The organism is Coralliovum pocilloporae, from assembly GCF_030845175.1.
Classification (GTDB): domain Bacteria; phylum Pseudomonadota; class Alphaproteobacteria; order Rhizobiales; family Cohaesibacteraceae; genus Coralliovum; species Coralliovum pocilloporae.
The window spans coordinates 3,488,679-3,513,896 of record NZ_CP132542.1; the positions used below are offsets into that span (position 1 = coordinate 3,488,679).

The following is a 25,218-nucleotide window of genomic DNA, read 5'->3' on the forward strand; positions in this document are numbered from 1 at the left end:
TCAATGATCTGGGCGTGTGCCCGCGAATTGCGGTTATTGTGCGGTCAGGCGGTTCACCAATGCATCAATCGACAGGCTTTCACGCTCGCCTGTAGACCGTCGCTTCAGCTCGATCTCACCGCTTTTCAGTCCTTTTGGTCCAACCACGATCTGCCACGGCAGACCAATGAGATCCATTGTGGCGAATTTCGCACCGGCACGGCCATCCGTATCATCATAGAGCACATCAAGGCCGGCATTGCTCAGCCGCTCATAAAGCCCCTGACAGGCCGCGTCCGTTTCCGCATCACCAACTTTCAGATTGATCAGACCGGCATCGAACGGCGCAACGGAATCCGGCCAGATAATCCCGTCATCATCATGGCTCGCTTCAATGATCGCACCCAGAAGACGGGAAACACCAACGCCATAAGAGCCCATATGGACAGGAACCTCGGAACCATCCGGCCCGCTGACCTTGGCACCCATGGCAGCAGAATATTTGGTGCCGAAATAGAAGATATGACCCACTTCGATGCCACGTGCGGACACACGATTATCATCCGGCAGGTCATTAAAGGCTGCCTCGTCATGCATCTCGTCAGTGGCTGCATAGACTGAGGTCCACTTGTCAACGATTGGCTGCAGGTCGCTGTCAAAATCAACGTCCTCACCCGGAACCGGCATGGACAGCATGTCAGAGTGGAGGAAAACCTCGCTCTCGCCAGTGGAGGCCAGAATGATGAACTCATGGCTGAGATCACCGCCAATCGGCCCGGTGTCAGCCTTCATCGGAATGGCTTTCAGTCCCAGACGTTCAAAAGTCCGGAGATAGGCAACGAACATACGGTTATAGGCCTTGCGGGCTGACTCCTGATCAATATCGAAGGAATAGGCATCCTTCATCAGGAATTCGCGGCCACGCATGATGCCGAATCTCGGACGGATCTCATCGCGGAACTTCCACTGGATATGGTAGAGGTTCTTGGGCAGGTCCTTGTAGGAACGAACAGACTGGCGGAAGATATCCGTAATCATTTCCTCGTTGGTCGGACCAAACAGCAGATCGCGCTCATGCCGGTCCTGGATGCGCAGCATTTCCTTGCCATAGTCATCATAACGACCGCTCTCGCGCCAGAGGTCCGCAGACTGAATGGTCGGCATGAGAAGCTCGACCGCACCGGCCCTGTTCTGCTCTTCACGGACGATATTACCGATCTTCTGCAGAACCTTGTATCCAAGCGGCAGCCAGGAATAGATACCGGCAGCCTGTTGACGGATCATGCCGGCCCGCAGCATGAAGCGATGGGATACGATTTCCGCTTCTTTCGGATTTTCTTTGATGATGGGCAGAAAATATCTGGAGAGACGCATAGGTAAGGCCTGGCTTTAGATTCGAACTCGCTCGCATGAGTGAAACCGTAACCGCTCGCAAAACACAAGAGCAGGAACGCGAAAGACTCACAGAAGGTGCAAAATAATCCAACTTTCCCGCGATTTTCGGGCAATTAATCAAATCGGCGAAAAAATGACAGAAGCATGTCAATGGCTGGTGACAAAATGTCCCACATTGATTATGATGCGTCCCATAATAAAAAGGTGGCGTCAAACAGACAAAATTGTCAATTTGCCCCTACTCGCGGTCTAAGTCTTGGGAGGAACATCTCCTGGCGCACGACTGTTGCCGCCGCTCGTAAGAGCTACGGAGATGAGACGCGGAACTTCTTTTTGCAAGGCTCAGGCCTTGCATTTTTTTTTGGTGGATGCGAGTTACCAAAGCTCCACACCGGCAATCCGTAAAAGTTGCTATTCTTACACTGAAGACAGCTGAGTTAATTTCAGAGCAGATAAATAAGAGTCAACTTCAGACAGTTCAATCCGATGATACTGGACATTTCCAGGGTACGAGAACTTAAGATATAAGACCTTGCCGCCTCGCTTGTCGACGCAAGAAAATAAGACTGATCTATCAGTAATTTTATGTGAACTGACAATCTTCTTACGAAAAAAGATAAGTCTATCAATAAGATTAGGTTTATAGCTCGTGTTCACTCAGCAAGCTCCCAAGAAACAAGCTCCAGAGCAAGCCTGTCAAATCATGAAAAGTCAGGCCCGATCGGGATATCATCAAGCGACAGGCCCAGAACCTCAACCGCATAATAGAACGCACCGAGGACCACCGCAGCGACCAGGCTTGTCAGCAGAGCTTTCAGTCCAAGCCGTGGATTAACCGGTGCGCTGGGGGCTGTGCCCAGAATCTGCTCACCGGCATCAGCCTGCGTTTGCACACCGATGGGCAGAACAGCGAACAACATAATCCACCATACAATGACGTAAATCGCTGTCCAGGTTACCCAACTCATAATGTGCGCGCTCCGCTTGCCGTGATCCCCTGTCTACGAGGTCAGGCCTGTTCCAGTTCAACCAATGTACCGCAGAAATCCTTGGGATGCAGGAAAAGGACCGGCTTGCCATGTGCACCGATTTTCGGCTCACCTGTTCCAAGAACACGAGCGCCTTCATTCTTCAGATGGTCTCGTGCTGCAATGATGTCATCCACTTCATAGCAGACATGGTGAATTCCACCAGACGGATTGCTCTCAAGAAACCTGGCAATCGGAGAATTTTCGCCGAGTGGTTCCAGCAGCTCAATCTTGGTGTTCGGCAGTTCAACAAACACCACTGTTACGCCGTGATCGGGTTCGGCCTGAGGTTCCGACACCTTTGCACCCAGCATGGACTGATAAACAGCCGTGCCTGAAGCAAGATCAGAGACAGCAATTGCAACGTGATTGAGGCGGCCGATCATGGGGAATTCCTTTCGTCAGACGACAGAGACCAGAACTGTGCAGTGGGTTTTCTTACCCCAAACCTGCAGCACTGCCGACCTGACCGAACGACGTATTGCCTCCCGGACCAAACCTGTATCTCGCTTTTTCGTCTTCGGCAGACTGTCGAGAACCCCATAGATAGCCTTGTCGACAATCTCAACCATCGGCTTGCCCCCGTTGTCCATTTCCGGCAGGCCTTTAAGGTCAAACAGGGCATCAGCAGCCACCTCGCCCTGCTTGTTCAGCGTAACGGCGACGGTGATTGATCCGGCAAAGGCCAGCTTGCGGCGCTCGCGAATGCCGCACAGTTCCGGGTCAGCGATAATATGACCATCCTTGACCCAGCGGCCGGACGGCACATCATCAATCACCTCCGGCTTGCCCGGCTGCAGGCGAACCATGTCACCATTCAGAACGGAAACCACCCGCTTGATACCGCAAGCACGCCCGAATTTCGCGTGCTCCCGCAGGTGGTAGGGTTCACCGTGTACCGGGATCAGCGTGTCCGGTTGGGTCCACTCATACATTTGCTTCAGCTCATCACGGCGCGGATGGCCAGTGACGTGAACAAGGTCATCCTTGTCAGTGATGATGTCGATCTTCTGCAGGGCCAGGGCATTGAGAATATCACCAACGCTCTTTTCATTGCCCGGGATGGCACGGGATGAGAAAATTGCCAGATCACCGGCATTCAACGTCACATCAGGATGTTCCTGACGGGCGATGCGCGCCATGGCCGCCCGGCTCTCGCCCTGACTGCCCGTACAAAGCGCCACCACTTTTTCACGCGGTATATAACCATAGGCATCCTGATCCAGGAATGGCGGAAGCCCCTCCATATAACCAAGCTCGGTCGCCACATCGACCATACGGCGCATGGCACGGCCGATCAGCACCACATCCCTGCCATTGGCAGCAGCAGCTTCTGCTACCGCCTTGATCCGTGCCACATTGGAGGCAAACGTCGTAACAGCCACCCGGTGCTTGGCTTTCTGGATAATCTTGCGCAGGTTTTCTCCCACATCTTTCTCGCTTGGAGAAATCCCGTCCCGAATAGCATTTGTGGAATCACAGACCAGGGTCTTCACCCCTTCCCGTCCGAGAGCGCGAAACGCGTCTTCCTGAAGAGGCAGACCAATGCCGGGTGTGGGGTCGATCTTCCAGTCACCCGTATGCAGGGTCAGACCAAACTCGGTGCGGATTGCCAGCGCATTCGGCTCAGGGATCGAATGGGACACCGGGATCGGTTCCACATTGAACGGCCCGATATCATAACGCTCCCCAGGCACAATCTGGCGCACGGGGATTTTCTCCTCATGATACCCGGTCAGTTTTGCAGCCAGCAGACCAGCCGTAAAAGGTGTCGCATAAATCGGCGCACGCAGCCTGTCCCAGATATAAGGCAAGGCTCCGAAATGATCCTCATGGGCGTGGGTGATGACAATACCGGCAATGCGGTTCCGCTCGGCTTCCAGATAGCGGATATCCGGCAGCACCAGATCGACACCCGGCAGGCTTGGGTCCCCAAAGGAAATCCCGAAATCAACCACAAGCCAGGTACGGTCATCTGCAGGCCCTATGCCATAGAGCCCGAGATTCATACCGATTTCACCAACGCCCCCCAAGGGCGCAAAGACGAGTTCAGACCCGCTATCTGTCACAGAAGCACCTACACCAAAGCCGATCAGGCGTGTCTATCGCCATCGGAGAAAAAAACATCACCGGCCAGAACCCGTCTGGTTCCACCATCCGCCGTCCGTAGCATCAAGGCCCCGTCCTGCGCAATCTCTTCGAAGGTTCCGGACAGTTCTTCATTCGGCAAACGCACCGTCACAGCCCGTCCAAGACCAATCGCACGCTCTCGCCAGGCATTCAGCACAGCCTCTAACCCACTCCCCAGGTTCCAGACCCGAAGCCAGTGCAACACCTGCTCTGAGAGAACATCCAGAAGATCAGACGGCAGAACCGGCGCACCCTCAAGCTTAAGGCTCGTTGCCTGTCGCTCCACCTGCCCCCGTTCCGGCTCTGTCAGGCAGTTGACACCAAAGCCGATGGCCAGGGCAAGCCGGTCATGCTTGAGCATTCGCTGTTCCAGCAGCATGCCGGAGATTTTGGCGCCATCAACCAGAAGGTCATTCGGCCATTTGATTGCCAGACGACCATCAAATGTCCCGGCTGTACGCGCCACGGCCTCATAAATCGCAATCGCCATAACCAGAGGCAGGTTGCTGTAATCCCTGCCCTGCACCCTATCATCGACGATCAGAAGACTGGCATAGAGATTTCCATCATCAGAAACCCAGGCACGCCCGCGACGGCCCCGGCCTTCTGTCTGGCGCTGCGCACTGATCCAGAGGAAACCCGGATCCCCCTGCTCTCCATAATGCAATGCGAGAGCATTGGTCGATCCAACGCTCTCGAATGCAAGGTGACGACAATCGTCAGGCAACCGATCCAGACTGAAAGACATGGGTCAGAAGAATGTGGCTGCAGCCGTCTCGGCAACTGAAATCAGCGGATAGGCAAAGGTCAGGAAAGCAATGACAAACACACCACATGTACCGAGCACCAGCTTCAGCTCTCCAGACATTGGCTGGAACGGAGCTGCTGGCTCATCGAAATACATGATCTTGACGATGCGGATATAATAGAACGCGCCAACAACACTAGCTAGAACGCCTACAATAGCCAGAGCGAGAAGGTCTGCCTGAATGGCCGCAGCAAAGACAAAGAACTTACCGACAAACCCGGCGAGCGGCGGAATACCGGCAAGCGAGAACATGATCATCGCCAGAAGGAAAGCCTGGGCCGGATTATTCCGATGCAAACCGGCAAGTTCACAGATGTCCTCGACCATACCTTCCTTGCGTCGCATGGCAAGAATGCAGGCAAAGGCACCAAACGTCATTGCCAGGTAGGTAATCAGGTAAATGATCACAGACTGAACGCCAGCCTGTGTTCCAGCGGCCAGACCAACCAGTGCGTATCCCATATGACCGATGGATGAATAGGCCATCAGGCGTTTAATGTTCGTCTGACCAATCGCGGCAAAGGCACCGAGAACCATTGAACCAATCGAGATGAAGACAACAATCTGCTGCCAGGAATCCGTCGCGTGCTCAAAGGCACCATAGGTCACCCGGATAAACAGAGCCAGCGCGGCCACCTTCGGGGCTGCGGCAAAGAAGGCTGTCACCGGTGTTGGTGCGCCCTCATAGACATCCGGTGTCCACATATGGAACGGAACCGCTGAAATCTTGAAGGCCAAGCCTGCCAGAATGAAGGCAAGACCGAAGATAAAGCCAGTCCCGACACCCTGAGAGGCGGCTTCGGCGATGCCGTCAAATCCCGTATGACCGGTAAAGCCATAGACCAACGACATGCCGTAAAGCAGCATTCCGGAGGACAGCGCCCCCAGGACGAAATATTTCAGCCCGGCTTCTGATGCCCGGGCTGAATCCCGGTTGATGGCGGCAATCACATAAAGCGACAGAGATTGCAGTTCCAGCCCCAGATAAAGCGCGATCATGTCATTGGCTGAAATCATCAGCAGCATGCCGAGCGTCGCAAGCAGGATCAGGACAGGATATTCGTAAGTGTCAAACTTCTGGGCTCGGGCATAGCCAACAGACATGATCACAGCCACGGTTGAGCCCAGCAGTGCCATGATCTTCATCACCCGCGTGAACGGATCAATCACAAAGACACCATTGAATGTTGTCGCCTCAACCGGACCAATAAGCACCGCACCACCAGCAATCACCAGCAGAGCCGTTGCAAGTCCCGTCACCAGATTGGCTGACCGGTCCCCCATGAAAACGCCAACCATCAGCAGCGCCATGGACCCAACGGCCAGAAGAACTTCTGGTACAGCCGGTGCGAAATCCGGGATCATCATCACTTCAGATGCCATGACTGTCTCGCTTCTCCAAACCGTTAGTTCCCGGCCACAGCAACGGTCTCCGCCGCTGCCAGTGCCGCATTGTAAGATGTCACCAGATTCTCTACCGCCGCCGCTGTCACATCAAAAACCGGCATCGGATAGATGCCAAAGAAGATGGTCAGCACGATCAACGGCACCAGCAGAACCTTTTCCCTGAGATCGAGGTCAAGGATCGACTTGAGACTCTCCTTGTCGAGCTTGCCGAAAACAACCCGGCGATAAAGCCACAGGGCATAAGCCGCAGACAGGACCACGCCAGAGGTGGCAAACAGAGCCACCCAGGTGTTGACCTTGAACACCGCAATCAGGGTGAGGAATTCGCCGACAAACCCGCTGGTACCCGGCAGCCCCACATTGGCCATTGTGAACACCAGAAACGCCACCGCATAGAACGGCATCCGGTTCACCAGGCCGCCATAGGCCGTAATCTCACGCGTGTGCATTCGGTCATAGATGACACCAACGCAGAGAAACAGTGCGCCTGAAACAATACCGTGAGACAGCATCTGGAAGATGCCGCCCTGAATGCCCTGCACATTCATGGTGAAAATGCCCATGGTCACATAGCCCATATGCGCCACAGATGAATAGGCAATCAGCTTCTTGATATCTTCCTGCATCAGGGCAACAAGCGATGTGTAGATGATCGCGATGACTGACAGGGTAAAGACAAAGGGCGCGAAATCCGCAGAAGCCAGCGGGAACATCGGCAATGAGAACCGCAGGAAGCCATAGCCTCCCATCTTCAGCAGGATACCGGCCAGGATAACCGAGCCCGCCGTCGGAGCTTCCACATGGGCATCAGGCAGCCAGGTGTGCACCGGCCACATTGGCATCTTGACGGCGAAACTCGCAAAGAAAGCCAGCCACAGCCAGGTCTGCATGTTGGCAGGCAGCTTGTGGTCGAGCAGATAAACAATATCCGTGGTTCCCGCGTCCCAGTAGATGGCCATGATGGCCAGCAGCATCAGAACGGAACCCAGCAGCGTATAGAGGAAGAACTTGAAACTGGCATAGATGCGGCGCGCGCCACCCCAGACACCAATGATGATGAACATCGGAATGAGGCCAGCCTCAAAGAACACATAAAACAGAACCAGATCCAGCGCGCAGAACACGCCGATCATCATGGTTTCAAGCAACAGAAACGCCACCATATAGGCGCGGACATTCTTCTTGATCGCAAACCAGCTGGCCAGCACGCAGAACGGCATCAGGAAGGTCGTCAGGATGACGAACAGCATGGAAATGCCGTCAACACCCATCTTGTAAACGATGGACCCACCCAGCCATTCCGTCTGCTCGACCATCTGGAAACCGGGATTGGAATTGTCAAACCCGGCCCAGATCAACAAAGACAGAAGGAATGTGGCACTGGTTGCCAGAAGCGCCACGCGCTTGGCATTGTCGTCCGTCTCGCCCTCTTTTCCGGGCATGACCATAAGCAGAAGCGCAGCGGCCGTGGGCAGAAACGTTACCCAGGATAGGATTGGCCAATCGATCATCAGTGCGCCCCTCCACCGGAGAACATGAACCAGGTAATCAGCGCTGCGATACCGATCATCATCGCGAACGCATAGTGATAGACAAAACCTGTCTGAAGTTTCGTGATCTTGCCGCTCAGCTGAAGAACACGCGAGGAGATACCGTCAGGTCCGAACCCGTCGATAACCATCCCATCGCCTTTCTTCCAGAGGAACCGGCCCAGCCATTTCGATGGGCGGACAAACAGCACGTCATACAGCTCGTCGAAATACCACTTGTTGAGCAGGAACTGATAAAGCCCGTCATGGCGCTCCGCCAGTTGTTTCGGCAGATGCGGAGCCTTCAGATACATGTACCAGGCGGTCACAAAACCGATCAGCATCATGACGAATGGTGAGGCTTTCACCCAGAACGGCACGTGGTGCATATGGGTCAGAATGCTGTCACTGGATTCCTGATCAATCAGAGTGAACAGTGATCCATCCCAGAAATGATTGTATCCGTGGCCAATAAAGGCCTCCTTGAAGACAATCCCCGCCAGCACCGCTCCGACCGCAAGAACAAACAGCGGGATCAGCATGATCTGGCCTGACTCGTGAATATGCGATTTCACATCGGCCGACATCCGCTCCTCACCGTGGAACGTCAGGTGGACGAGACGCCAGGAATAGAAACTGGTGAACAGGGCCGCGATCACAGTCAGCACAAAGGCATAAGACGCAAAGGCATTATGGCCGACAAAGGCCGCCTCAATCACGGCATCTTTTGAAAGGAAGCCTGCAAAGCCGATATAGGTGCCCGGAATACCAACGCCGGTCAGCGCCAGCGTACCTATGGTCATCATCCAGTACGTGGTGGGGATGTGTTTCTTGAGCCCGCCCATCTTGCGCATGTCCTGCTCGTCCGACACCGCGTGAATGACAGAGCCAGCACCAAGGAACAGCAGTGCCTTGAAGAAAGCATGGGTAAAGAGGTGGAAGATACCGACGGAATAAGCACCAACTCCGAGAGCCACGAACATGTAACCGAGCTGCGAACAGGTGGAATAGGCAATCACCCGCTTGATATCATTCTGCACAAGGCCAACGGTCGCTGCAAAGAATGCCGTTGTTGCACCAAAGAACGTGATGACGGTCAGTGCCGTATGGCTGAGTTCAAACAGCGGTGACAGACGAGCCACCATGAATACACCGGCGGTGACCATGGTTGCTGCATGAATGAGTGCAGAAACAGGCGTCGGACCTTCCATCGCGTCCGGCAGCCAGGTGTGCAGCAGGAACTGGGCCGATTTGCCCATGGCTCCCATGAACAGGAGGAGACAGATAACGGTCAGTGCCCCGCTGGCACCATACTGCTCTCCAAGGAAGGTAAAGGTTGCATCGCTGCCGGCAACGGCCTGAGCATTGGCGAAAATTGATGGAAACTCAATCGAGTTGAACAGAACGAAGACACCAAAGATACCAAGGGCAAAACCAAAGTCGCCGACACGATTAACCACAAAGGCTTTCATCGCAGCCGCGTTGGCAGACGGTTTCCTGTACCAGAACCCGATCAGCAGGTAGGACGCCAGGCCCACACCTTCCCAGCCAAAGAACATCTGCAGCAGATTGTCAGATGTCACTAGCATCAGCATGGCAAAGGTAAACAGCGACAGATAGCCAAAGAACCGCGCCCGGTGCGGGTCATGGCTCATGTAACCAATGGAATAGATATGAACCAGCGCCGACACTGAGGTGACCACAACCAGCATCACCACGGTCAGTGTGTCAATCCGCAAGGCCCAGTCGACAACCAGATCACCTGAGACAATCCAGGGCAGGATCTGCTCTCTTGTTGCAGTCGCATCGCCAAGCCAGAACGTGACAAAGGCAACCCATGACAGAAGCGCTGCAATCACAAGAAAGCTGCTTGTAATCACTTCCACGGCCCGATGCCCGATGGCACGGCCAAACAGACCGGCAATCAGAAATCCAAGGAGCGGCAGGAAGACAATGGCTGAATACATGTTCTTTTCCTCAGCCCTTCATCATGTTGATGTCTTCAACGGCAATCGTGCCGCGATTACGATAGAACGTCACCAGAATAGCCAGGCCAATGGCCGCCTCAGCCGCTGCAACAGTCAACACCATCAGCGCGAAAATCTGCCCGACCAGATCACCAATAAAGGCTGAGAACGCCACCAGATTGATGTTGACCGAAAGCAGGATCAGCTCAATCGACATCAGAATGATGATGACGTTTTTCCGGTTCACGAAAATTCCGAACACACCCAGCGTAAACAGGATCGCCGAGACCGTCAGATAATGTTCAAGACCGATTGCCATGGCATAGTGCCTTCCTGGTTACGTTCCAATTCTGAAATCCGGAGCCTAAAGGCCCTTGCCGGACTCAACCTTCTTGATTTCAATTGCATCTTCAGGCGTCCGTGCCACCTGGTCTGCAACATTCTGCCGTTTGACGCCTTCCTTGTGGCGCAGGGTCAGCACAATTGCGCCGATCATCGCCACCACCAGCACAAAGCTGGCCACTTCCACAAAGAAGGCATATTTCGTGTAAAGCACCTGACCGAAGGCTTCCACATTGGTTGCTGTGGCTGCATCCGGAATGGGAACAACCGCATTTCCGGCCACATCAGGCGAGATAACCGAGCTGCCGAACACAAGCACCAGTTCCGCCAGAAGCACAAAGGCCACAAGGCCGCCAACAGGCAGATATTGCAGGAACCCCTGGCGCAGCTCGACAAAATCCACGTCCAGCATCATCACCACGAACAGGAACAGCACGGCCACCGCCCCCACATAGACCACCACCAGAAGCATGGCGAGGAATTCGGCTCCGATCAGGATGAACAGGCCCGAGGCATTAAAAAATGTCAGGATCAGAAACAGAACAGAGTGAACCGGGTTCCGGGATGAAATCACCATAAACGCCGCAGCGACCATAACAGCCGCAAACAGATAGAAGAAAAAGGTCGTCAGGATCATGGTTCTGTCCTAGGCCCCAGGGGCGTTTCCTCGTCTTGTCTCAAAGCCGGGCACCAATCTCAAGCTGCCCGTTTGCCTCACTCAGCGATAAGGCGCGTCCATTGCGATATTCCGGGCGATTTCCCGCTCCCAGCGGGCACCATTCGCCAGAAGTTTGTCCTTGTCATAGAACAGCTCCTCGCGCGTTTCCGCTGCAAACTCAAAGTTCGGGCCTTCCACAATCGCATCCACCGGGCAGGCTTCCTGACAGAAACCGCAATAGATGCATTTGGTCATATCGATATCGTAGCGGGTTGTCCGGCGCGTACCATCATTGCCACGCGGCTCAGCCTCAATGGTGATGGCCTGTGCCGGGCAGATAGCTTCACAGAGCTTGCAGGCAATGCAGCGCTCTTCCCCGTTGGGATAGCGACGCAGGGCATGCTCACCACGAAAGCGCGGGCTGACAGGTCCTTTTTCGAACGGGTAGTTGATCGTCGGCTTCGGCTTGAAGAAATAGCGCATGGCGAGGAAAAACGCCCCTACGAACTCCTTCAGAAACAGCGAATTGACCGCCTGTGCTACTCTCATCGTTCATCCTCCGGGAGCCTTGGCTCCCACCCTTTCATTCGGGACTATGCCCCGTTATCCGATCTCAAGCCCCAGCAGATAGCCGACAATCGGAAATCCGATTACAGTCACGGCAAAAATGCCAAACTGAATCCAATCCAGCTCTTTTTGTCGCGTGGCTCCGAACCTGGTCTGCCATTTGGCCCGGACCACACCCGCCACCATCTTGAAGTCCACATAGCCAATCACCAGACCGACCAGCGCGCCTATAACTGCAGCAGGCGGAAATTCCATTACCCTCTCCCCATCAGGCCGGAGCCCAGCCCGTCACCTGCAGAACAAGTGCCGTGGCAAAGACCATGAAGAGAGAAATCGGCAGAAACACCTTCCATCCCAGACGCATCAGCTGATCATATCGGTAACGCGGCACGAAAGCCTTGACCATGGCGAACAGGAAGAAGATGAACCCGGCCTTCAGGATAAACCAGACAATGCCCGGCACCCAGTTGAACGGTGCGATATCAATCGGTGGCAGCCAGCCACCCATGAACAGAATGGCGGTCAGCGAACACATCAGAACGATGGATGCATACTCGCCCAGCATAAACATCATGTATGGGGTGGAGCCATATTCCACCATGAAACCGGCCACCAGCTCCGATTCCGCCTCTGGCAGATCAAATGGAGGACGGTTTGTCTCAGCCAGAGCCGAGATGAAGAACACCACATACATCGGGAACAACGGAATCCAGTACCAGTCGAGGAATGAATTCGGCATGCCCAGCAAGGTACCGAGACCGGTCTGTTGCGAGTTCACGATATCCGTCAGGTTCAGCGATCCGACACACAGCAGAACCGTGATGATGACAAACCCGATGGAAACCTCATAGGACACCATCTGCGCGGCAGACCGCAGCGCGCCAAGGAACGGATATTTCGAGTTGGAGGCCCAGCCTCCCATGATGACGCCATAAACACCCAGGGAGGAAATCGCCAGCAGATACAGGATACCCACATTGATATCCGCAATAACCCAGCCATCATTCACCGGCACAACAGCCCATGCCGCCAGAGCCAGGGTGACAGAGACAAGCGGAGCCAGCAGGAACACGCCCTTATTGGCACTGGCCGGAATAACCGGCTCTTTGAGAACGAATTTCAGCAGGTCGGCAAAAGATTGCAGCAATCCCCACGGACCAACCACATTTGGTCCACGGCGGATCTGAACGGCAGCCCAGATTTTACGGTCGGCATAAAGAATATAGGCAATGAACACCAGCAGCGCGACCAGCATCAGGAGCGACTGCCCCACCATGATGGCGCCGGGAATAAGCCAGTTATCGACAAAGGCCTGCATCTGTCGTCCCCGTTATTCAGCCGCTTCGGCGGCTGGTCTGTTCAACAAGGCGCTGCACTCGGCCATAACGGCAGAGGCGCGCGCAATCGGATTGGTCAGGTAGAAATCATCAATGGCTGATGACAGAATGCCGCCAAAGCTGTCACCCCCGGCAGCACTCAGAGCGCCAAGGTCAAGAGCCTCACTTTCGGCAATTTCATCAATGCGGACCATATGTGGATGCGCCTGATAAAGCGCAGACCGCAGCTGAGCCAGCGAATTGAACGGCAATGTCTTGCCAAGAACGTCAGACAGCGCCCGCAGAATGGCCCAGTCCTCGCGGGCATCACCGGGAGGGAAAGCGGCCCGATTGGCCAACTGCACACGGCCTTCCGTATTCACGTAAGTTCCGGATTTTTCTGTATAGGCAGCACCTGGCAAAATCACATCAGCCCGGTGCGCTCCACGGTCACCATGGGTGCCCATATAGACCACAAAGGCACCTTCCGGCACGGATACTTCATCCACGCCCATCAGGAACAGAAGATCCTTGGCACCCGGCTCCAGCATCTCACCGGTAGACTGACCACCCTCACCCGGTACAAAGCCCACATCAAGGGCACCGGCAAGACCAGCATCCGTATGCAGAATATTGAAGCCGTTCCAGCCATCCCGGACAATACCCAGCGCTTCAGCCGCCCTGGCAGCTGCCGCCAGAACAGCGGCGCCATCAGGCCTATTCAGGGCTCCCTGCCCGATGATCATCATCGGATGCTCTGCCTTGGTAGGCCCGCGTTTGGCTAGCTCTGTCAGGATATCCGGGCTGTCCCCCATGTGGACCACAGGATAAGTCAGGTCAGCCAGTTCACCAATAAGGCCGATATTCACACCACCAGCCAGATAACGCTTGCGCAGTCGGGCGTTCAGAACTGGCGCTTCCCTGCGCGGATTTGTTCCCACCAGAAGGATAGCATCAGCGTCTTCAATCCCCTCAATGGTGGAATTGAACAGATAGCTGGCGCGACCATGTTCGGGATGAAGCGGCGAGCCAGGGAAACGCGCGTCAAGGCTGGTCACGCCAAGGCTGTCCATCAGGTCCTTAAGAGCGAAAACCTCTTCCACATTGGACAACTGACCGGCAAGCGCCCCAATCCGCTCTGGCTGAGTATCAGCAACCTTGTCCGCGATAATCCGGAATGCTTCCGCCCAGGAAACCGCCTGTAATTTACCGTCTTTCCGGGCATAGGGACGGTCAAGGCGCTGGGTTCTGAGGCCGTCCCAGACAAAGCGGGTCTTGTCCGAAATCCATTCCTCGTTCACGGCCTCATTCAGGCGCGGCATGATCCGCATCACTTCACGGCCACGGGTATCCACACGGATATTCGACCCCAGCGCATCCATCACATCAATGGATTCCGTCTTGGTCAATTCCCACGGCCTGGCCTGAAACGCATAGGGTTTGGATGTCAGTGCACCAACCGGGCAAAGATCAATGACGTTACCCTGGAGCTCTGACGACAGCGCTGCTTCCAGATAGGTGGTGATCTCGGCATCTTCTCCGCGACCAACCAGCCCCAGTTCCTGAATACCAGCCACCTCAGTGGTGAAGCGAACACAGCGGGTGCAGTGAATGCAGCGGGTCATGATCGTCTTGACCAGCGGCCCGATATGCTTGTTCTCAACCGCACGTTTGTTTTCCTGGTAGCGAGAACCGTCAACACCAAAGGCCATGGCCTGGTCCTGCAGGTCACACTCACCACCCTGATCACAGATAGGGCAATCAAGCGGGTGGTTGATCAGAAGGAATTCCATCACCCCTTCACGGGCCTTTTTGACCATCGGCGTATTGGTGAAGACTTCAGGAGCTTCCCCATTCGGGCCCGGACGCAGATCGCGGACAGACATGGCACAGGACGCAGCAGGCTTGGGAGGACCACCCTTGACCTCGACCAGACACATCCGGCAGTTTCCGGCAACAGACAAACGCTCATGGAAACAGAAACGCGGCACTTCGGCCCCCGCCTCCTCACACGCCTGCAACAGCGTGTAATGGGCCGGAACGTCCACCTCATTTCCATCTACGATCAGTTTAGTCATCGATCGCTCTCCAACGTTTGTCTTGTCCGCCTTACTCAGCAGCCACTGCGGGCGCTTCGTCCGGTTTCGGATTAGCAGTATACTGATCAATCCGCTCTTCAATCACATGACGGAAGTTGCGGATCAGGCCCTGAATAGGCCAGGCTGCAGCATCGCCAAGGGCGCAGATCGTATGACCTTCCACCTGCTTGGTGACATCAAACAGCATGTCGATTTCTTTCTTCTGCGCTTCACCACGCACCATGCGCTGCATCACACGATACATCCAGCCGGTGCCTTCCCGACACGGGGTGCACTGGCCACAACTTTCATGTTTGTAGAATGCACTCAGACGCGCAATTGCCTTGATGATGTCGGTGGACTTGTCCATCACGATCACAGCCGCCGTGCCCAGGCCCGAACGCCTGTCCCGCAGAGCATCAAAATCCATCGGGCAGTCAATAATATCCTCTGCCGTCAGGCACGGCACGGATGACCCGCCCGGGATAACGGCCAGAAGATTGTCCCAGCCGCCACGAATGCCACCGCAATGCTTGTCAATCAGCTCGCGGAACGGAACGCTCATCGCCTCTTCAAACGTGGCTGGCCGGTTCACATGTCCTGACACGCAGAACAGCTTGGTGCCGTGATTGTTCTCGCGACCAAATCCTTTGAACCAGCCGGCTCCCCGGCGCAGGATTGTCGGCGCAACAGCAATGGACTCCACATTGTTGACCGTAGTGGGACAACCATAGAGCCCCACATTGGCCGGGAATGGCGGCTTCAGACGCGGCTGACCCTTTTTACCCTCAATGGACTCGATCAGGGCCGTCTCCTCACCGCAGATATAGGCCCCGGCACCGTGATGGACGATGATGTCAAAGTCCCAGCCATTCTTGTTGTTCTTGCCGATAAGTCCGGCATCATAGGCCTGGTCAACAGCCGCCTGAAGGCGTTCGCGCTCACGGATGAATTCTCCGCGAACATAAATGTAGGCATGGTGCGCGCCCATGGCGAAACCGGCAACCAGACACCCTTCCACCAGCGTATGCGGATCATGGCGCAGGATTTCCCTGTCCTTGCAGGTACCAGGTTCTGATTCATCTGCATTCACAACAAGATAATGCGGACGATCTGTCACCTCTTTGGGCATGAAGGACCATTTGAGGCCGGTCGGGAAACCGGCACCGCCGCGGCCACGCAGGCCGGACGCCTTCATTTCCTCAATGATCCAGTCCTTACCCTTTTCAAGCAGAGCTTTGGTGCCATCCCACTGGCCGCGCCGGATCGCACCCTGCAGGTCCCAGTCATGCAGGCCATAGATATTGGTGAAGATACGGTCCTTGTCAGTCAGCATCTGAACCATGGATCAATCCTCCCCGTTTGAGCTGGAGGGAACATCGCCTGCCTCAACGCGCTTGGAAAAGGCGGTCTCACCACCAGACGACAGCTGTTTCGCCTGTTCAATCCAATTATCCCGCTGGATACGTCCCTTGAAGCTGAGCTTTTCGTCAAAAGCCGCAATATCAGCCTCGGTCCAGGCCGCTATCTGGGCAAATGTCGTAATACCAAGCCCCTGCAGCTTGCCTTCTATCACCTTGCCCACACCGGAAATCTTCTTGAGATCATCAGGCTTGCCGGACATGTCTGCCGGGGCAGCCGGTTTAACAGGTGTCGGGGCTGGCTCAACCGCAGGCGCAGGCTCTTTCACTGGAGCAGATTCCTGACCGCCTTTCAGCGTCGGGAAAATCTCATCCGTATTAATCGTAACCGGTCCGCCTTCAGGAGCGGAGAAAATCCGGTCAATCTGTGGACCCGGTTTCGGCGTTTCACCACGCGCAAAGCTGTCGAGAATAGCTTCCAGGGCCTCAGGCGTCAGATCTTCATAGGTATCCTTGAACACCTGAACCATCGGCGCATTAACACAGGCACCGGCACATTCCACCTCTTCCCAGGAGAAATCCCCATCATCCGACAGGGTGAATGGCTGGGCCGCAATCCGGTTCTTGCAGATCCGGATCAGGTCTTCAGCACCCCGCAGCATGCAGGGCGTCGTGCCGCAGACCTGGACATGGGCCTTCCTGCCAACCGGCTGCAGCTGAAACTGTGTGTAGAACGTCGCGACTTCGAGAACACGGATATAGGGCATATCCAGCATGTCGGCGATGGCCTCAATGGCCGGACGGCTGACCCAACCCTCCTGCTCCTGCGCCCGCATCAGCAGCGGGATAACCGCAGAGGCTTGTCGGCCTTCCGGATATTTGGCAATCACCATATTCGCCCAATCCACATTTTCCGCTGAAAATGCGAAGCTCTCAGGCTGCTCATGATGTAGGCGACGAACTGACATGTGTCACTCGCTCTCAGAATATTGTCGACGTCAGCAGATTGGTCCGAAGCACCCGATAGGCTCCATTCTTGAAGACCACAGTTGCAATCGCCACATCCGATTCAAACTGCAGAAGAATGGCAAATCCATTCAGTTGCCTCTGCTCTCCGCCTTCGCCTCCGTCTTCAAATTCGGTTACGGGCTGGAAACCTTTGACAGCCCAACCCGACTGCAAAAGAGCTTTCAGCTCGCTTGCAGCCTGTTCAATCACCGGTCCACCTCGCCAAACACGATGTCGAGAGACCCGAGGACTGCCGATACATCAGCAAGCTGATGCCCACGACAGATAAAATCCATGGCCTGCAGATGCGCGTATCCCGGCGCGCGGATCTTGCAGCGATAGGGCTTGTTGGACCCGTCCGAGACCAGATAGACGCCAAACTCACCCTTCGGTGCCTCAACAGCCGCATAGATCTCGCCTGCAGGCACGTGATAGCCCTCTGTATAGAGTTTGAAATGATGGATCAGCGCTTCCATCGACCGCTTCATCTCGCCACGCTTCGGTGGCACCACCTTGCCGTCAACAGAGGACACCGGCCCCTGCCCCGCAGGCGTCCGCAGTTTCTCAATGCACTGCTTCATAATGGAAACAGACTGGCGCATTTCCTCCATGCGGATCAGATAGCGGTCATAGCAGTCGCCGTTCTTGCCGATGGGGATATCAAAGTCCAGCTCGTCATAACACTCATAGGGCTGCGACTTGCGCAGATCCCAGGCAGCACCCGAACCACGCACCATGACGCCGGAAAATCCCCAGGCCCAGGCATCATCGATATCCAGAACACCGATATCCACGTTGCGCTGCTTGAAAATCCGGTTATGGGTCAGAAGGCCCTCGATGTCATCGCAAATGTCGAGGAACGGGTCACACCAGTCGTAAATGTCATCAATCAGCTCTTCAGGCAGATCCTGATGCACGCCGCCGGTACGGAAGTAGGCCGCATGCATGCGGGAACCACTGGCGCGCTCATAGAAGACCATCAGCTTCTCACGCTCTTCAAAGCCCCAGAGCGGCGGCGTCAGCGCCCCAACATCCATGGCCTGGGTGGTGACGTTGAGAAGATGCGAGAGGATGCGGCCGATCTCGGAATACAACACCCGGATCAGCTGCCCGCGTTTGGGAACTTCAATCCCCAGCAGCCGCTCGGTCGCCAGACAGAATGCATGCTCCTGGTTCATCGGAGCCACATAGTCCAGTCGGTCAAAATACGGGATAGCCTGATTGTAGGTCTTCGCCTCGATCAGCTTCTCGGTCCCGCGATGCAGAAGCCCGATATGCGGATCAACCCGCTCGACCACTTCCCCGTCCAGTTCCAGAACCAGACGCAGCACACCGTGGGCTGCCGGATGCTGCGGGCCAAAGTTGATGTTGAAATTGCGAACCTGAGCCTCAGCCATGGATCGTTACGCTCCCTGCATCAGCTGTTGGCTTTCTCATCGCCGGGTAGCACGTAATCCGTGCCTTCCCAGGGACTGAGAAAATCGAAATTGCGGAATTCCTGATTGAGCTTCACAGGCTCATAAACAACCCGCTTCTGCTCATCGTCATAACGGACCTCAACAAAACCGGTCAGCGGGAAGTCCTTGCGCAGAGGATGACCATCAAACCCGTAATCCGTCAGAATGCGGCGCAGATCCGGATGGCCCGAGAACAGAATACCGTAGAAATCATAGGCTTCCCGTTCGAACCAGTCAGCACCGGGAAACACCGGCACGGCAGAGGGCACCATCAGGCTCTCGCTCGTCTCAATCTTGATCCTGATCCGTGCATTCTGTGTCGGGCTCAGAAGGTGATAGACCACATCAAACCGGTTTTGCCGACCCGGATAGTCCACACCGCAGATATCGACGAAATTGACGAACTTGCAGCGGGCATCATTCTTCAGAAACCGCAGCACCTCGATAATCGATGTGCGTTCCGCCTGAACCCAGAGGTCACCGAAATCGACACCCCAGGCGCGCAGATGATCGCCAAGCGCATCCGCAATATACTCGCCAAGCTCTTTCAGATTGTCATCCATCAGCGCCACCCCGCCTATCGCTCGATTGTGCCGGTGCGGCGGATCTTCTTCTGAAGCAGCAAGACACCATAGAGAAGCGCTTCAGCCGTTGGCGGACATCCCGGAACATAGACATCAACGGGAACAATACGGTCACAGCCACGGACCACTGAGTAGGAATAGTGATAATAGCCGCCGCCATTGGCACAGGACCCCATTGAGATCACATAGCGCGGCTCCGGCATCTGGTCATAGACCTTGCGCAATGCAGGCGCCATCTTGTTGGTCAGTGTTCCGGCAACGATCATCACATCCGACTGGCGCGGTGACGCGCGCGGCGCAAAGCCAAACCGCTCCACATCATAACGCGGCATAGACAGCTGCATCATCTCAACCGCACAACAGGCAAGACCAAAGGTCATCCACATCAGCGAGCCGGTTCTCGCCCACTGAATAATGCTGTCGGTTGATGTTACGAAAAAACCCTTGTCGGCCAGCTCGTCATTCACCTCGAGGAAAAACGGATCATCGGCTCCAACGGACTTGCCGGTCAGCGGATCAACGGCACCGCGCGGCGACGGGGCAATCAGCGTGCCTGTCGTATCGCTCAATCCCATTCCAGAGCTCCCTTTTTCCAAGCATAGATAAAGCCAATGGTCAGCTCGGCCAGAAACACCATCATCGTGACAAAGCCAAACCCGCCCGCATCAGAGAATGATACAGCCCAGGGAAACAGGAAAGCCACCTCCAGATCAAAGATGATGAACAGGATTGCCACGAGGTAGAAGCGCACATCAAACTTCATCCGCGCATCATCGAACGGATTGAATCCGCACTCATAGGCTGACAGCTTCTCGGTATCCGGCTTTTTGAACGCCAACAGGAAGGGAGAGATCAGCAGCGCAAGTCCGATGACAAGCGAAAGTCCAATGAAGACGACAATCGGCAGATAGTCCTTCAAAAGGTCTTCCATTGAGCCAGGCCTTATCTCATCGCATCTCGGATGCAGATTTTTATTGATATGGCCACGGATTACAAATCAAACCTGCAGCCATATGATGACTGAGGCTTAGCCCACTGAACACAAAGAGGCAAGCCCCCGAACCATGATCAAATCACCGTGTGACCCGTTGATTGTGAACAGTTTTCACGATGTCAGTGTTGATACGGATCAGTCGCAAGATTGGATGAATGTCATTCCAGTGACATCATTTAATCCGCCAGAAACTCGCAAAGCCTGATTACACAGGCGTTATCTGTGCATTCCCAGAGATTTACACAAACATGACATTCATAGTCATATATTGACTTGAGAAAAACACATGATCACTTGCGAATGCGATCGAACCAATGCACGCGGAAGACCCCCAAACGCAGAACAATGCGCATAGACCAATGGCTAAGCGCGAAAAACAGAAAAATTGTCTGGAGAAAATGGCGGGAGTGACGGGGCTCGAACCCGCGACCTCCGGCGTGACAGGCCGGCACTCTAACCAACTGAGCTACACCCCCGCGTGTAGCACGGACATCTTGTTCTGGCGAGGCATTCCCAAGGAATGGCGGGAGTGACGGGGCTCGAACCCGCGACCTCCGGCGTGACAGGCCGGCACTCTAACCAACTGAGCTACACCCCCTCGCCTGCGAACGTTGTCGCCCGTGAGGTGACGCTGAATTACGAAAGTCCGATGACAGTGTCAAGCAAAGAAGTGACACCAAAATCACCACATCCACAGGCTTTCGGCGGAAATGCTGGTCTTGGCCTGTGGATGAATGAAAAAATAAAATGCGCGACTTCACAAATCGGTCGCTTAACCGGCTGATTCACAACCGGAAACCCAATCCGTCTCCGCACAGAAAGCGCTAAAATGCCTTGAAGGTAATAATCGTGTGCGTATCGATGATTCCATCGATGATCTGGACTTTTTCATTCACGAAATGCCCGATATCGGCTTCCTCTGACACGTAGAACTTGACCAGAAGGTCATAATTCCCGGCCGTCGAATAGATTTCAGATGCGATTTCCGCATCCGCCAGCGCATTTGCGACATCATAGGAGCGGCCAAGTGCGCATTTGATCTGTACAAAAAAGGCGATCATTCTCGTAATCCAGTTTCTTTCATAGTCCAGTGACCGGAGCGTTCTGCCCCACTCGAACATGCGCCCGGATGAAGCGCAAGCCCTTTGATTTCCAACAGTCAAAAACAAGCTTTGGCCACACAGGTCAACAGATTCGTGAGCCAGCGTTGAAGCCGTTCGTGCTTGCTCCCGTGCTCGCAGATGACCATATCCGGTTAAGACGCACAGGCAACAGCCGCAAACAAGGAGATTGCGCCAACGGAAGGAGAGACCTCATGTTCCGCTCATTGAAAACACTTGCCAAAGTGACCCTTGTCGCTTCTGCCCTACTGATGACAACAGGTGCGACCAGTTATGCCATCGATGCAGGCATGAGCATCAAACAGAGAACATCTCTTCAATCGCTGACGACTGCAGACAAGCAGGAAATCGCCTTTGTTGTTCATTCCCATATCTGGGCCATGACACAGAGAAAAGCCGAGCTGGCCTATCAGCTTGCGACGCCATCCTACAGAAAACCGTTTGCCACGGCACCGGACTATTTGAAGTTCCTGCGCAAGGAGCACACGCCCCTGGCCTATGCCAAATCACTTACCATCGATTCTATCTCATTTACCGATGGAGCACTGATCCAGCACGCTTATGTCACGGATGTGAGAAAGAAAACATGGCGCGCCTCCTTCACACTCAGACACAATGATCTGGATGGCAGTTGGCGGATTGATTCCTTTGCCATGGCTTTGGCACCCGGTCAGACAGTCTGACCTAACACCCGAAACGACAAAAGGCGGTCCTTAGAGGCCGCCCTTGTCCGTTCTGCAGACCATATCGCTGTTACAGTGGAGCCATATCACCAGCAGCCCAGGCTGCTTTGGTCTGAAGACGGAAATCGTCAAACCGGCCTGCTTCGATCGCGTCGCGCATACCCTGCATCAGGGTTTGGTAGTAATGCAGATTGTTCCAGGTCAGCAACATAGCACCCAGAGCCTCACCTGACTTGACCAGATGATGCAGATAAGCCCGGCTATAATCCCGCGCCGCCGGACAGGTGCTTTCCGGGTCCAGTGGTCTGTGGTCGTCCGCATGGCGGGCATTTCTCAGATTGACCTTGCCGAAACGGGTGAAAACCTGCCCATGCCGCCCCGCCCGGGTCGGCATGACACAGTCAAACATGTCCACACCACGTGCCACTGATTCAAGCAGATCGTCCGGCGTTCCCACACCCATCAGATAGCGGGGCTTGTCTGATGGCAGAACCGGACAGGTTACCTCCAGCATGCGGAGCATCACCTCCTGCGGCTCCCCAACCGCAAGCCCGCCAATGGAATAGCCTTTCAGGTCCATGGCTTTCAGGGCTTCAGCTGATTCCACCCGCAAATGCGGCTTGTCGCCGCCCTGAACAATGCCAAACATGGCCTGCCCCGGCCTGTCGCCAAAAGCAATCTTGCAGCGCTCCGCCCAGCGGAGCGACAGCTCCATAGCCCGTTTGACATCATCTTCGGACGCTGGCAGAGCAATACACTCATCAAGCTGCATCTGAATATCGGACCCCAGCAGGCACTGGATCTCAATAGACCGCTCCGGCGACATGAAATAGCGCTGACCATCAATATGGGACTGGAAGGTAACACCCTCTTCCTTCAACTTGCGGATCTTGGCAAGAGACATAACCTGAAAACCGCCCGAATCCGTCAGGATCGGATGGGGCCAGTTGGCAAACGTGTGGAGACCACCCAGTTTAGCCACCCGTTCAGCCCCGGGACGCAACATCAGATGATAGGTGTTGCCCAGAATGACATCCGCACCAAGCTCACGCACCTGACCTGGATACATGGCCTTGACGGTACCGGCTGTACCAACTGGCATGAAAGCAGGTGTACGAATATCACCGCGTGGCGTCTTCACAGTCCCGCGCCTGGCTTCACCGTCCTTGCCAATCAGCTCAAAGCCAAATTCCGTAGTCATGAACGCGCCTCCAGCGGCTTGCGGAATAACAGGGAGGAATCCCCGTATGAATAGAACCGGTAACCGGTCTTAATTGCATGAGTATAGGCCTGACGCATGGCATCAAATCCGGCAAACGCGGAAACGAGCATAAAGAGCGTCGAGCGCGGCAGATGGAAGTTGGTCATCAGCACATCCACTGCCTTGAACCGATAACCCGGCGTGATGAAGATATCCGTGTCCCCGGCAAAGGGCCGAATGGTGCCATCATCATCTGCAGCACTTTCAAGCAAGCGCAGAGATGTGGTGCCAACTGAGACAAGTCGCCCGCCACGTGCACGCACGGCATTCAGCGCATCAGCCTGTGCAGGTGTAATCTCCCCCCACTCGGAATGCATCTTGTGACCGTCCGTATCATCAGCCTTCACCGGCAGGAATGTTCCCGCCCCAACATGCAGGGTGATGAAGTGACGCTCGATGCCACGAGCATCCAGAGCCGCAAACAGTTCATCGGTGAAATGCAGGCCGGCCGTGGGCGCAGCGACTGCGCCGTCTTCCTCGGCATAGATCGTCTGATAATCTTCAGCATCCTGCTCATCCTCAGGCCGTTTCGAGCCGATATAAGGTGGCAGAGGAATATGTCCGGCACCGGCTATCTTCACATCCAGATCCTGCCCGGCGACATCGAAGGTCAGAAGCACCTCTCCAGCCTCCCCTTTGTCGCTCACCTCGGCAACAAAGTCCGGACCGAATTCGACACGGTCGCCCACAGCCAGTTTCTTGGCCGGGCGGGCAAAAGCCAGCCAGCTGTTCAACGTTTCCCGTTTGTGCAGATTGAACGTCACTTTGGCCCGCGCATCAGCACGGCAGCGATACCCGGTCAGCTCCGCCGGGATCACCCGGGTATCATTGAACACCAGCGCGTCGCCAGGCTGCAGCAGGTCCGGCAGATCAACTACAGTCCGGTCTGACAGCGGATCGTCTGAGACAATGAGCATGCGTGCATCATGCTTGGGATGCACAGGACGCAGCGCTATCCGCTCCTCAGGCAGCTCAAAATCAAACTGGTCAACACGCATGGGTCAGTCTCTCACAAAACAGGCGGCACATCTGGTGATGCGCCGCCCGAAAACAGAATTTAGTCGCCTTAGGCGTCAGCAGCCACTTTCAGGCTGATGATCTTGTCAGGATCCTGCACCGGCTCGCCGCGCTTGATCTTGTCCACATTCTCCATACCGGAGATCACTTCACCCCAGACCGTGTACTGGCCATTGAGGAAACCGGCATCATCAAAACAGATGAAGAACTGGCTGTCCGCGGAATCCGGATCCATCGCACGCGCCATGGAACATACACCGCGTCCGTGATGACCATCATTGAACTCGGCTTTCAGATTCTGGCCGGAACCACCCATCCCGGTTCCGGTCGGATCACCGGTCTGAGCCATAAAGCCCTCGATCACCCGGTGGAAAACAATCCCGTCATAGAAGCCATCCCGAGCCAGTTCCTTGATACGGGCCACATGGTTCGGTGCCAGGTCTGGGCGAAGAGAGATCACCACTTCACCATGGGTCATCTCCATGATCAGTGTGTTTTCCGGATCCTTGATATCGGTCACGGGTGTGT

General features: G+C 55.1%; 26 protein-coding genes and 2 tRNA genes. 1 reads left to right on the forward strand and 27 read right to left on the reverse strand.

Going from position 1 to position 25,218, the window contains the following annotated elements; genetic code table 11:
* Positions 1-33: 33 nt before the first annotated feature.
* The 24 genes from proS to RA157_RS15890 form a co-directional block, all read right to left on the reverse strand.
* Positions 34-1,353, reverse strand: a complete 1,320-nt coding sequence (gene proS / locus RA157_RS15775; RefSeq protein ID WP_350334080.1) for a proline--tRNA ligase — start codon at positions 1,351-1,353, stop codon at positions 34-36.
* 722 nt (positions 1,354-2,075) lie between these two features.
* Complete coding sequence (locus RA157_RS15780) at positions 2,076-2,342, reverse strand: DUF1467 family protein (RefSeq protein ID WP_350334081.1); 267 nt, start codon at positions 2,340-2,342, stop codon at positions 2,076-2,078.
* A 41-nt stretch (positions 2,343-2,383) separates the two neighbouring features.
* Entirely contained in the window at positions 2,384-2,788 is a 405-nt protein-coding gene (gene mce / locus RA157_RS15785) for a methylmalonyl-CoA epimerase (RefSeq protein ID WP_350334082.1), read from the reverse strand.
* Positions 2,789-2,803: 15 nt separating this feature from the next.
* Entirely contained in the window at positions 2,804-4,411 is a 1,608-nt protein-coding gene (locus RA157_RS15790) for a ribonuclease J (RefSeq protein ID WP_350336225.1), read from the reverse strand.
* An 83-nt stretch (positions 4,412-4,494) separates the two neighbouring features.
* Positions 4,495-5,280, reverse strand: coding sequence for a biotin--[acetyl-CoA-carboxylase] ligase (locus RA157_RS15795; RefSeq protein ID WP_350334083.1), 786 nt, complete (start codon positions 5,278-5,280; stop codon positions 4,495-4,497).
* A gap of 3 nt (positions 5,281-5,283) precedes the next feature.
* Positions 5,284-6,723, reverse strand: coding sequence for an NADH-quinone oxidoreductase subunit NuoN (nuoN, locus tag RA157_RS15800; protein ID WP_434058452.1), 1,440 nt, complete (start codon positions 6,721-6,723; stop codon positions 5,284-5,286).
* A gap of 23 nt (positions 6,724-6,746) precedes the next feature.
* Positions 6,747-8,258, reverse strand: coding sequence for an NADH-quinone oxidoreductase subunit M (locus tag RA157_RS15805; protein WP_350334084.1), 1,512 nt, complete (start codon positions 8,256-8,258; stop codon positions 6,747-6,749).
* On the reverse strand, positions 8,258-10,243 hold the full coding sequence (gene nuoL, locus RA157_RS15810; protein WP_350334085.1) for an NADH-quinone oxidoreductase subunit L: 1,986 nt from the start codon (positions 10,241-10,243) through the stop codon (positions 8,258-8,260). The genes RA157_RS15805 and nuoL overlap by 1 nt, the downstream gene beginning before the upstream one ends.
* A 10-nt stretch (positions 10,244-10,253) precedes the next feature.
* Positions 10,254-10,562: an NADH-quinone oxidoreductase subunit NuoK gene (nuoK, locus tag RA157_RS15815; RefSeq protein WP_350334086.1), complete on the reverse strand. Its 309-nt coding sequence runs from the start codon at positions 10,560-10,562 to the stop codon at positions 10,254-10,256.
* 45 nt (positions 10,563-10,607) lie between these two features.
* A complete protein-coding gene (locus tag RA157_RS15820; protein ID WP_350334087.1) occupies positions 10,608-11,222 on the reverse strand; it encodes an NADH-quinone oxidoreductase subunit J in 615 nt (204 codons plus the stop codon).
* An 81-nt stretch (positions 11,223-11,303) separates the two neighbouring features.
* A complete protein-coding gene (nuoI, locus tag RA157_RS15825; protein ID WP_350334088.1) occupies positions 11,304-11,792 on the reverse strand; it encodes an NADH-quinone oxidoreductase subunit NuoI in 489 nt (162 codons plus the stop codon).
* A 54-nt stretch (positions 11,793-11,846) separates the two neighbouring features.
* Positions 11,847-12,065, reverse strand: a complete 219-nt coding sequence (locus RA157_RS15830; protein ID WP_350334089.1) for a hypothetical protein — start codon at positions 12,063-12,065, stop codon at positions 11,847-11,849.
* A gap of 13 nt (positions 12,066-12,078) precedes the next feature.
* Positions 12,079-13,128, reverse strand: coding sequence for an NADH-quinone oxidoreductase subunit NuoH (gene nuoH / locus RA157_RS15835; RefSeq protein ID WP_350334090.1), 1,050 nt, complete (start codon positions 13,126-13,128; stop codon positions 12,079-12,081).
* Positions 13,129-13,140: 12 nt separating this feature from the next.
* On the reverse strand, positions 13,141-15,204 hold the full coding sequence (gene nuoG, locus RA157_RS15840; RefSeq protein ID WP_350334091.1) for an NADH-quinone oxidoreductase subunit NuoG: 2,064 nt from the start codon (positions 15,202-15,204) through the stop codon (positions 13,141-13,143).
* Positions 15,205-15,235: 31 nt separating this feature from the next.
* Positions 15,236-16,540, reverse strand: a complete 1,305-nt coding sequence (gene nuoF, locus RA157_RS15845) for an NADH-quinone oxidoreductase subunit NuoF (protein WP_350336227.1) — start codon at positions 16,538-16,540, stop codon at positions 15,236-15,238.
* A gap of 12 nt (positions 16,541-16,552) precedes the next feature.
* Complete coding sequence (gene nuoE / locus RA157_RS15850; RefSeq protein WP_350334092.1) at positions 16,553-17,533, reverse strand: NADH-quinone oxidoreductase subunit NuoE; 981 nt, start codon at positions 17,531-17,533, stop codon at positions 16,553-16,555.
* A gap of 13 nt (positions 17,534-17,546) precedes the next feature.
* Complete coding sequence (locus RA157_RS15855) at positions 17,547-17,783, reverse strand: hypothetical protein (protein WP_350334093.1); 237 nt, start codon at positions 17,781-17,783, stop codon at positions 17,547-17,549.
* Positions 17,780-18,970 (reverse strand): NADH-quinone oxidoreductase subunit D, encoded by a 1,191-nt coding sequence (locus RA157_RS15860; protein ID WP_350334094.1) that lies wholly within the window; start codon positions 18,968-18,970, stop codon positions 17,780-17,782. The genes RA157_RS15855 and RA157_RS15860 overlap by 4 nt, the downstream gene beginning before the upstream one ends.
* 20 nt (positions 18,971-18,990) lie before the next feature.
* The gene (locus RA157_RS15865) at positions 18,991-19,593 is read right to left on the reverse strand and encodes an NADH-quinone oxidoreductase subunit C (protein ID WP_350334095.1); all 603 of its coding nucleotides are present in this window, start codon (positions 19,591-19,593) and stop codon (positions 18,991-18,993) included.
* Between the two features lie 14 nt (positions 19,594-19,607).
* Positions 19,608-20,189, reverse strand: a complete 582-nt coding sequence (locus RA157_RS15870) for a NuoB/complex I 20 kDa subunit family protein (RefSeq protein ID WP_350334096.1) — start codon at positions 20,187-20,189, stop codon at positions 19,608-19,610.
* Positions 20,180-20,545: an NADH-quinone oxidoreductase subunit A gene (locus tag RA157_RS15875; protein ID WP_350334097.1), complete on the reverse strand. Its 366-nt coding sequence runs from the start codon at positions 20,543-20,545 to the stop codon at positions 20,180-20,182. The genes RA157_RS15870 and RA157_RS15875 overlap by 10 nt, the downstream gene beginning before the upstream one ends.
* 462 nt (positions 20,546-21,007) lie before the next feature.
* Positions 21,008-21,084: transfer RNA gene (locus tag RA157_RS15880), tRNA-Asp, on the reverse strand.
* Between the two features lie 45 nt (positions 21,085-21,129).
* A tRNA-Asp gene (locus tag RA157_RS15885) sits at positions 21,130-21,206 on the reverse strand.
* A 226-nt stretch (positions 21,207-21,432) separates the two neighbouring features.
* The gene (locus tag RA157_RS15890) at positions 21,433-21,669 is read right to left on the reverse strand and encodes an Lrp/AsnC ligand binding domain-containing protein (RefSeq protein ID WP_350334098.1); all 237 of its coding nucleotides are present in this window, start codon (positions 21,667-21,669) and stop codon (positions 21,433-21,435) included.
* Between the two features lie 254 nt (positions 21,670-21,923).
* Between RA157_RS15890 and RA157_RS15895 the strand changes: the two genes are divergently transcribed.
* The gene (locus RA157_RS15895) at positions 21,924-22,412 is read left to right on the forward strand and encodes a DUF4864 domain-containing protein (RefSeq protein ID WP_350334099.1); all 489 of its coding nucleotides are present in this window, start codon (positions 21,924-21,926) and stop codon (positions 22,410-22,412) included.
* Between the two features lie 70 nt (positions 22,413-22,482).
* Here RA157_RS15895 and tgt read toward each other — a convergent pair whose 3' ends face one another.
* The 3 genes from tgt to RA157_RS15910 form a co-directional block, all read right to left on the reverse strand.
* On the reverse strand, positions 22,483-23,613 hold the full coding sequence (gene tgt / locus RA157_RS15900; RefSeq protein ID WP_350334100.1) for a tRNA guanosine(34) transglycosylase Tgt: 1,131 nt from the start codon (positions 23,611-23,613) through the stop codon (positions 22,483-22,485).
* The gene (gene queA / locus RA157_RS15905; protein WP_350334101.1) at positions 23,610-24,671 is read right to left on the reverse strand and encodes a tRNA preQ1(34) S-adenosylmethionine ribosyltransferase-isomerase QueA; all 1,062 of its coding nucleotides are present in this window, start codon (positions 24,669-24,671) and stop codon (positions 23,610-23,612) included. The genes tgt and queA overlap by 4 nt, the downstream gene beginning before the upstream one ends.
* A 68-nt stretch (positions 24,672-24,739) precedes the next feature.
* Complete coding sequence (locus tag RA157_RS15910; RefSeq protein ID WP_434058509.1) at positions 24,740-25,201, reverse strand: peptidylprolyl isomerase; 462 nt, start codon at positions 25,199-25,201, stop codon at positions 24,740-24,742.
* Positions 25,202-25,218 lie beyond the last annotated feature (17 nt).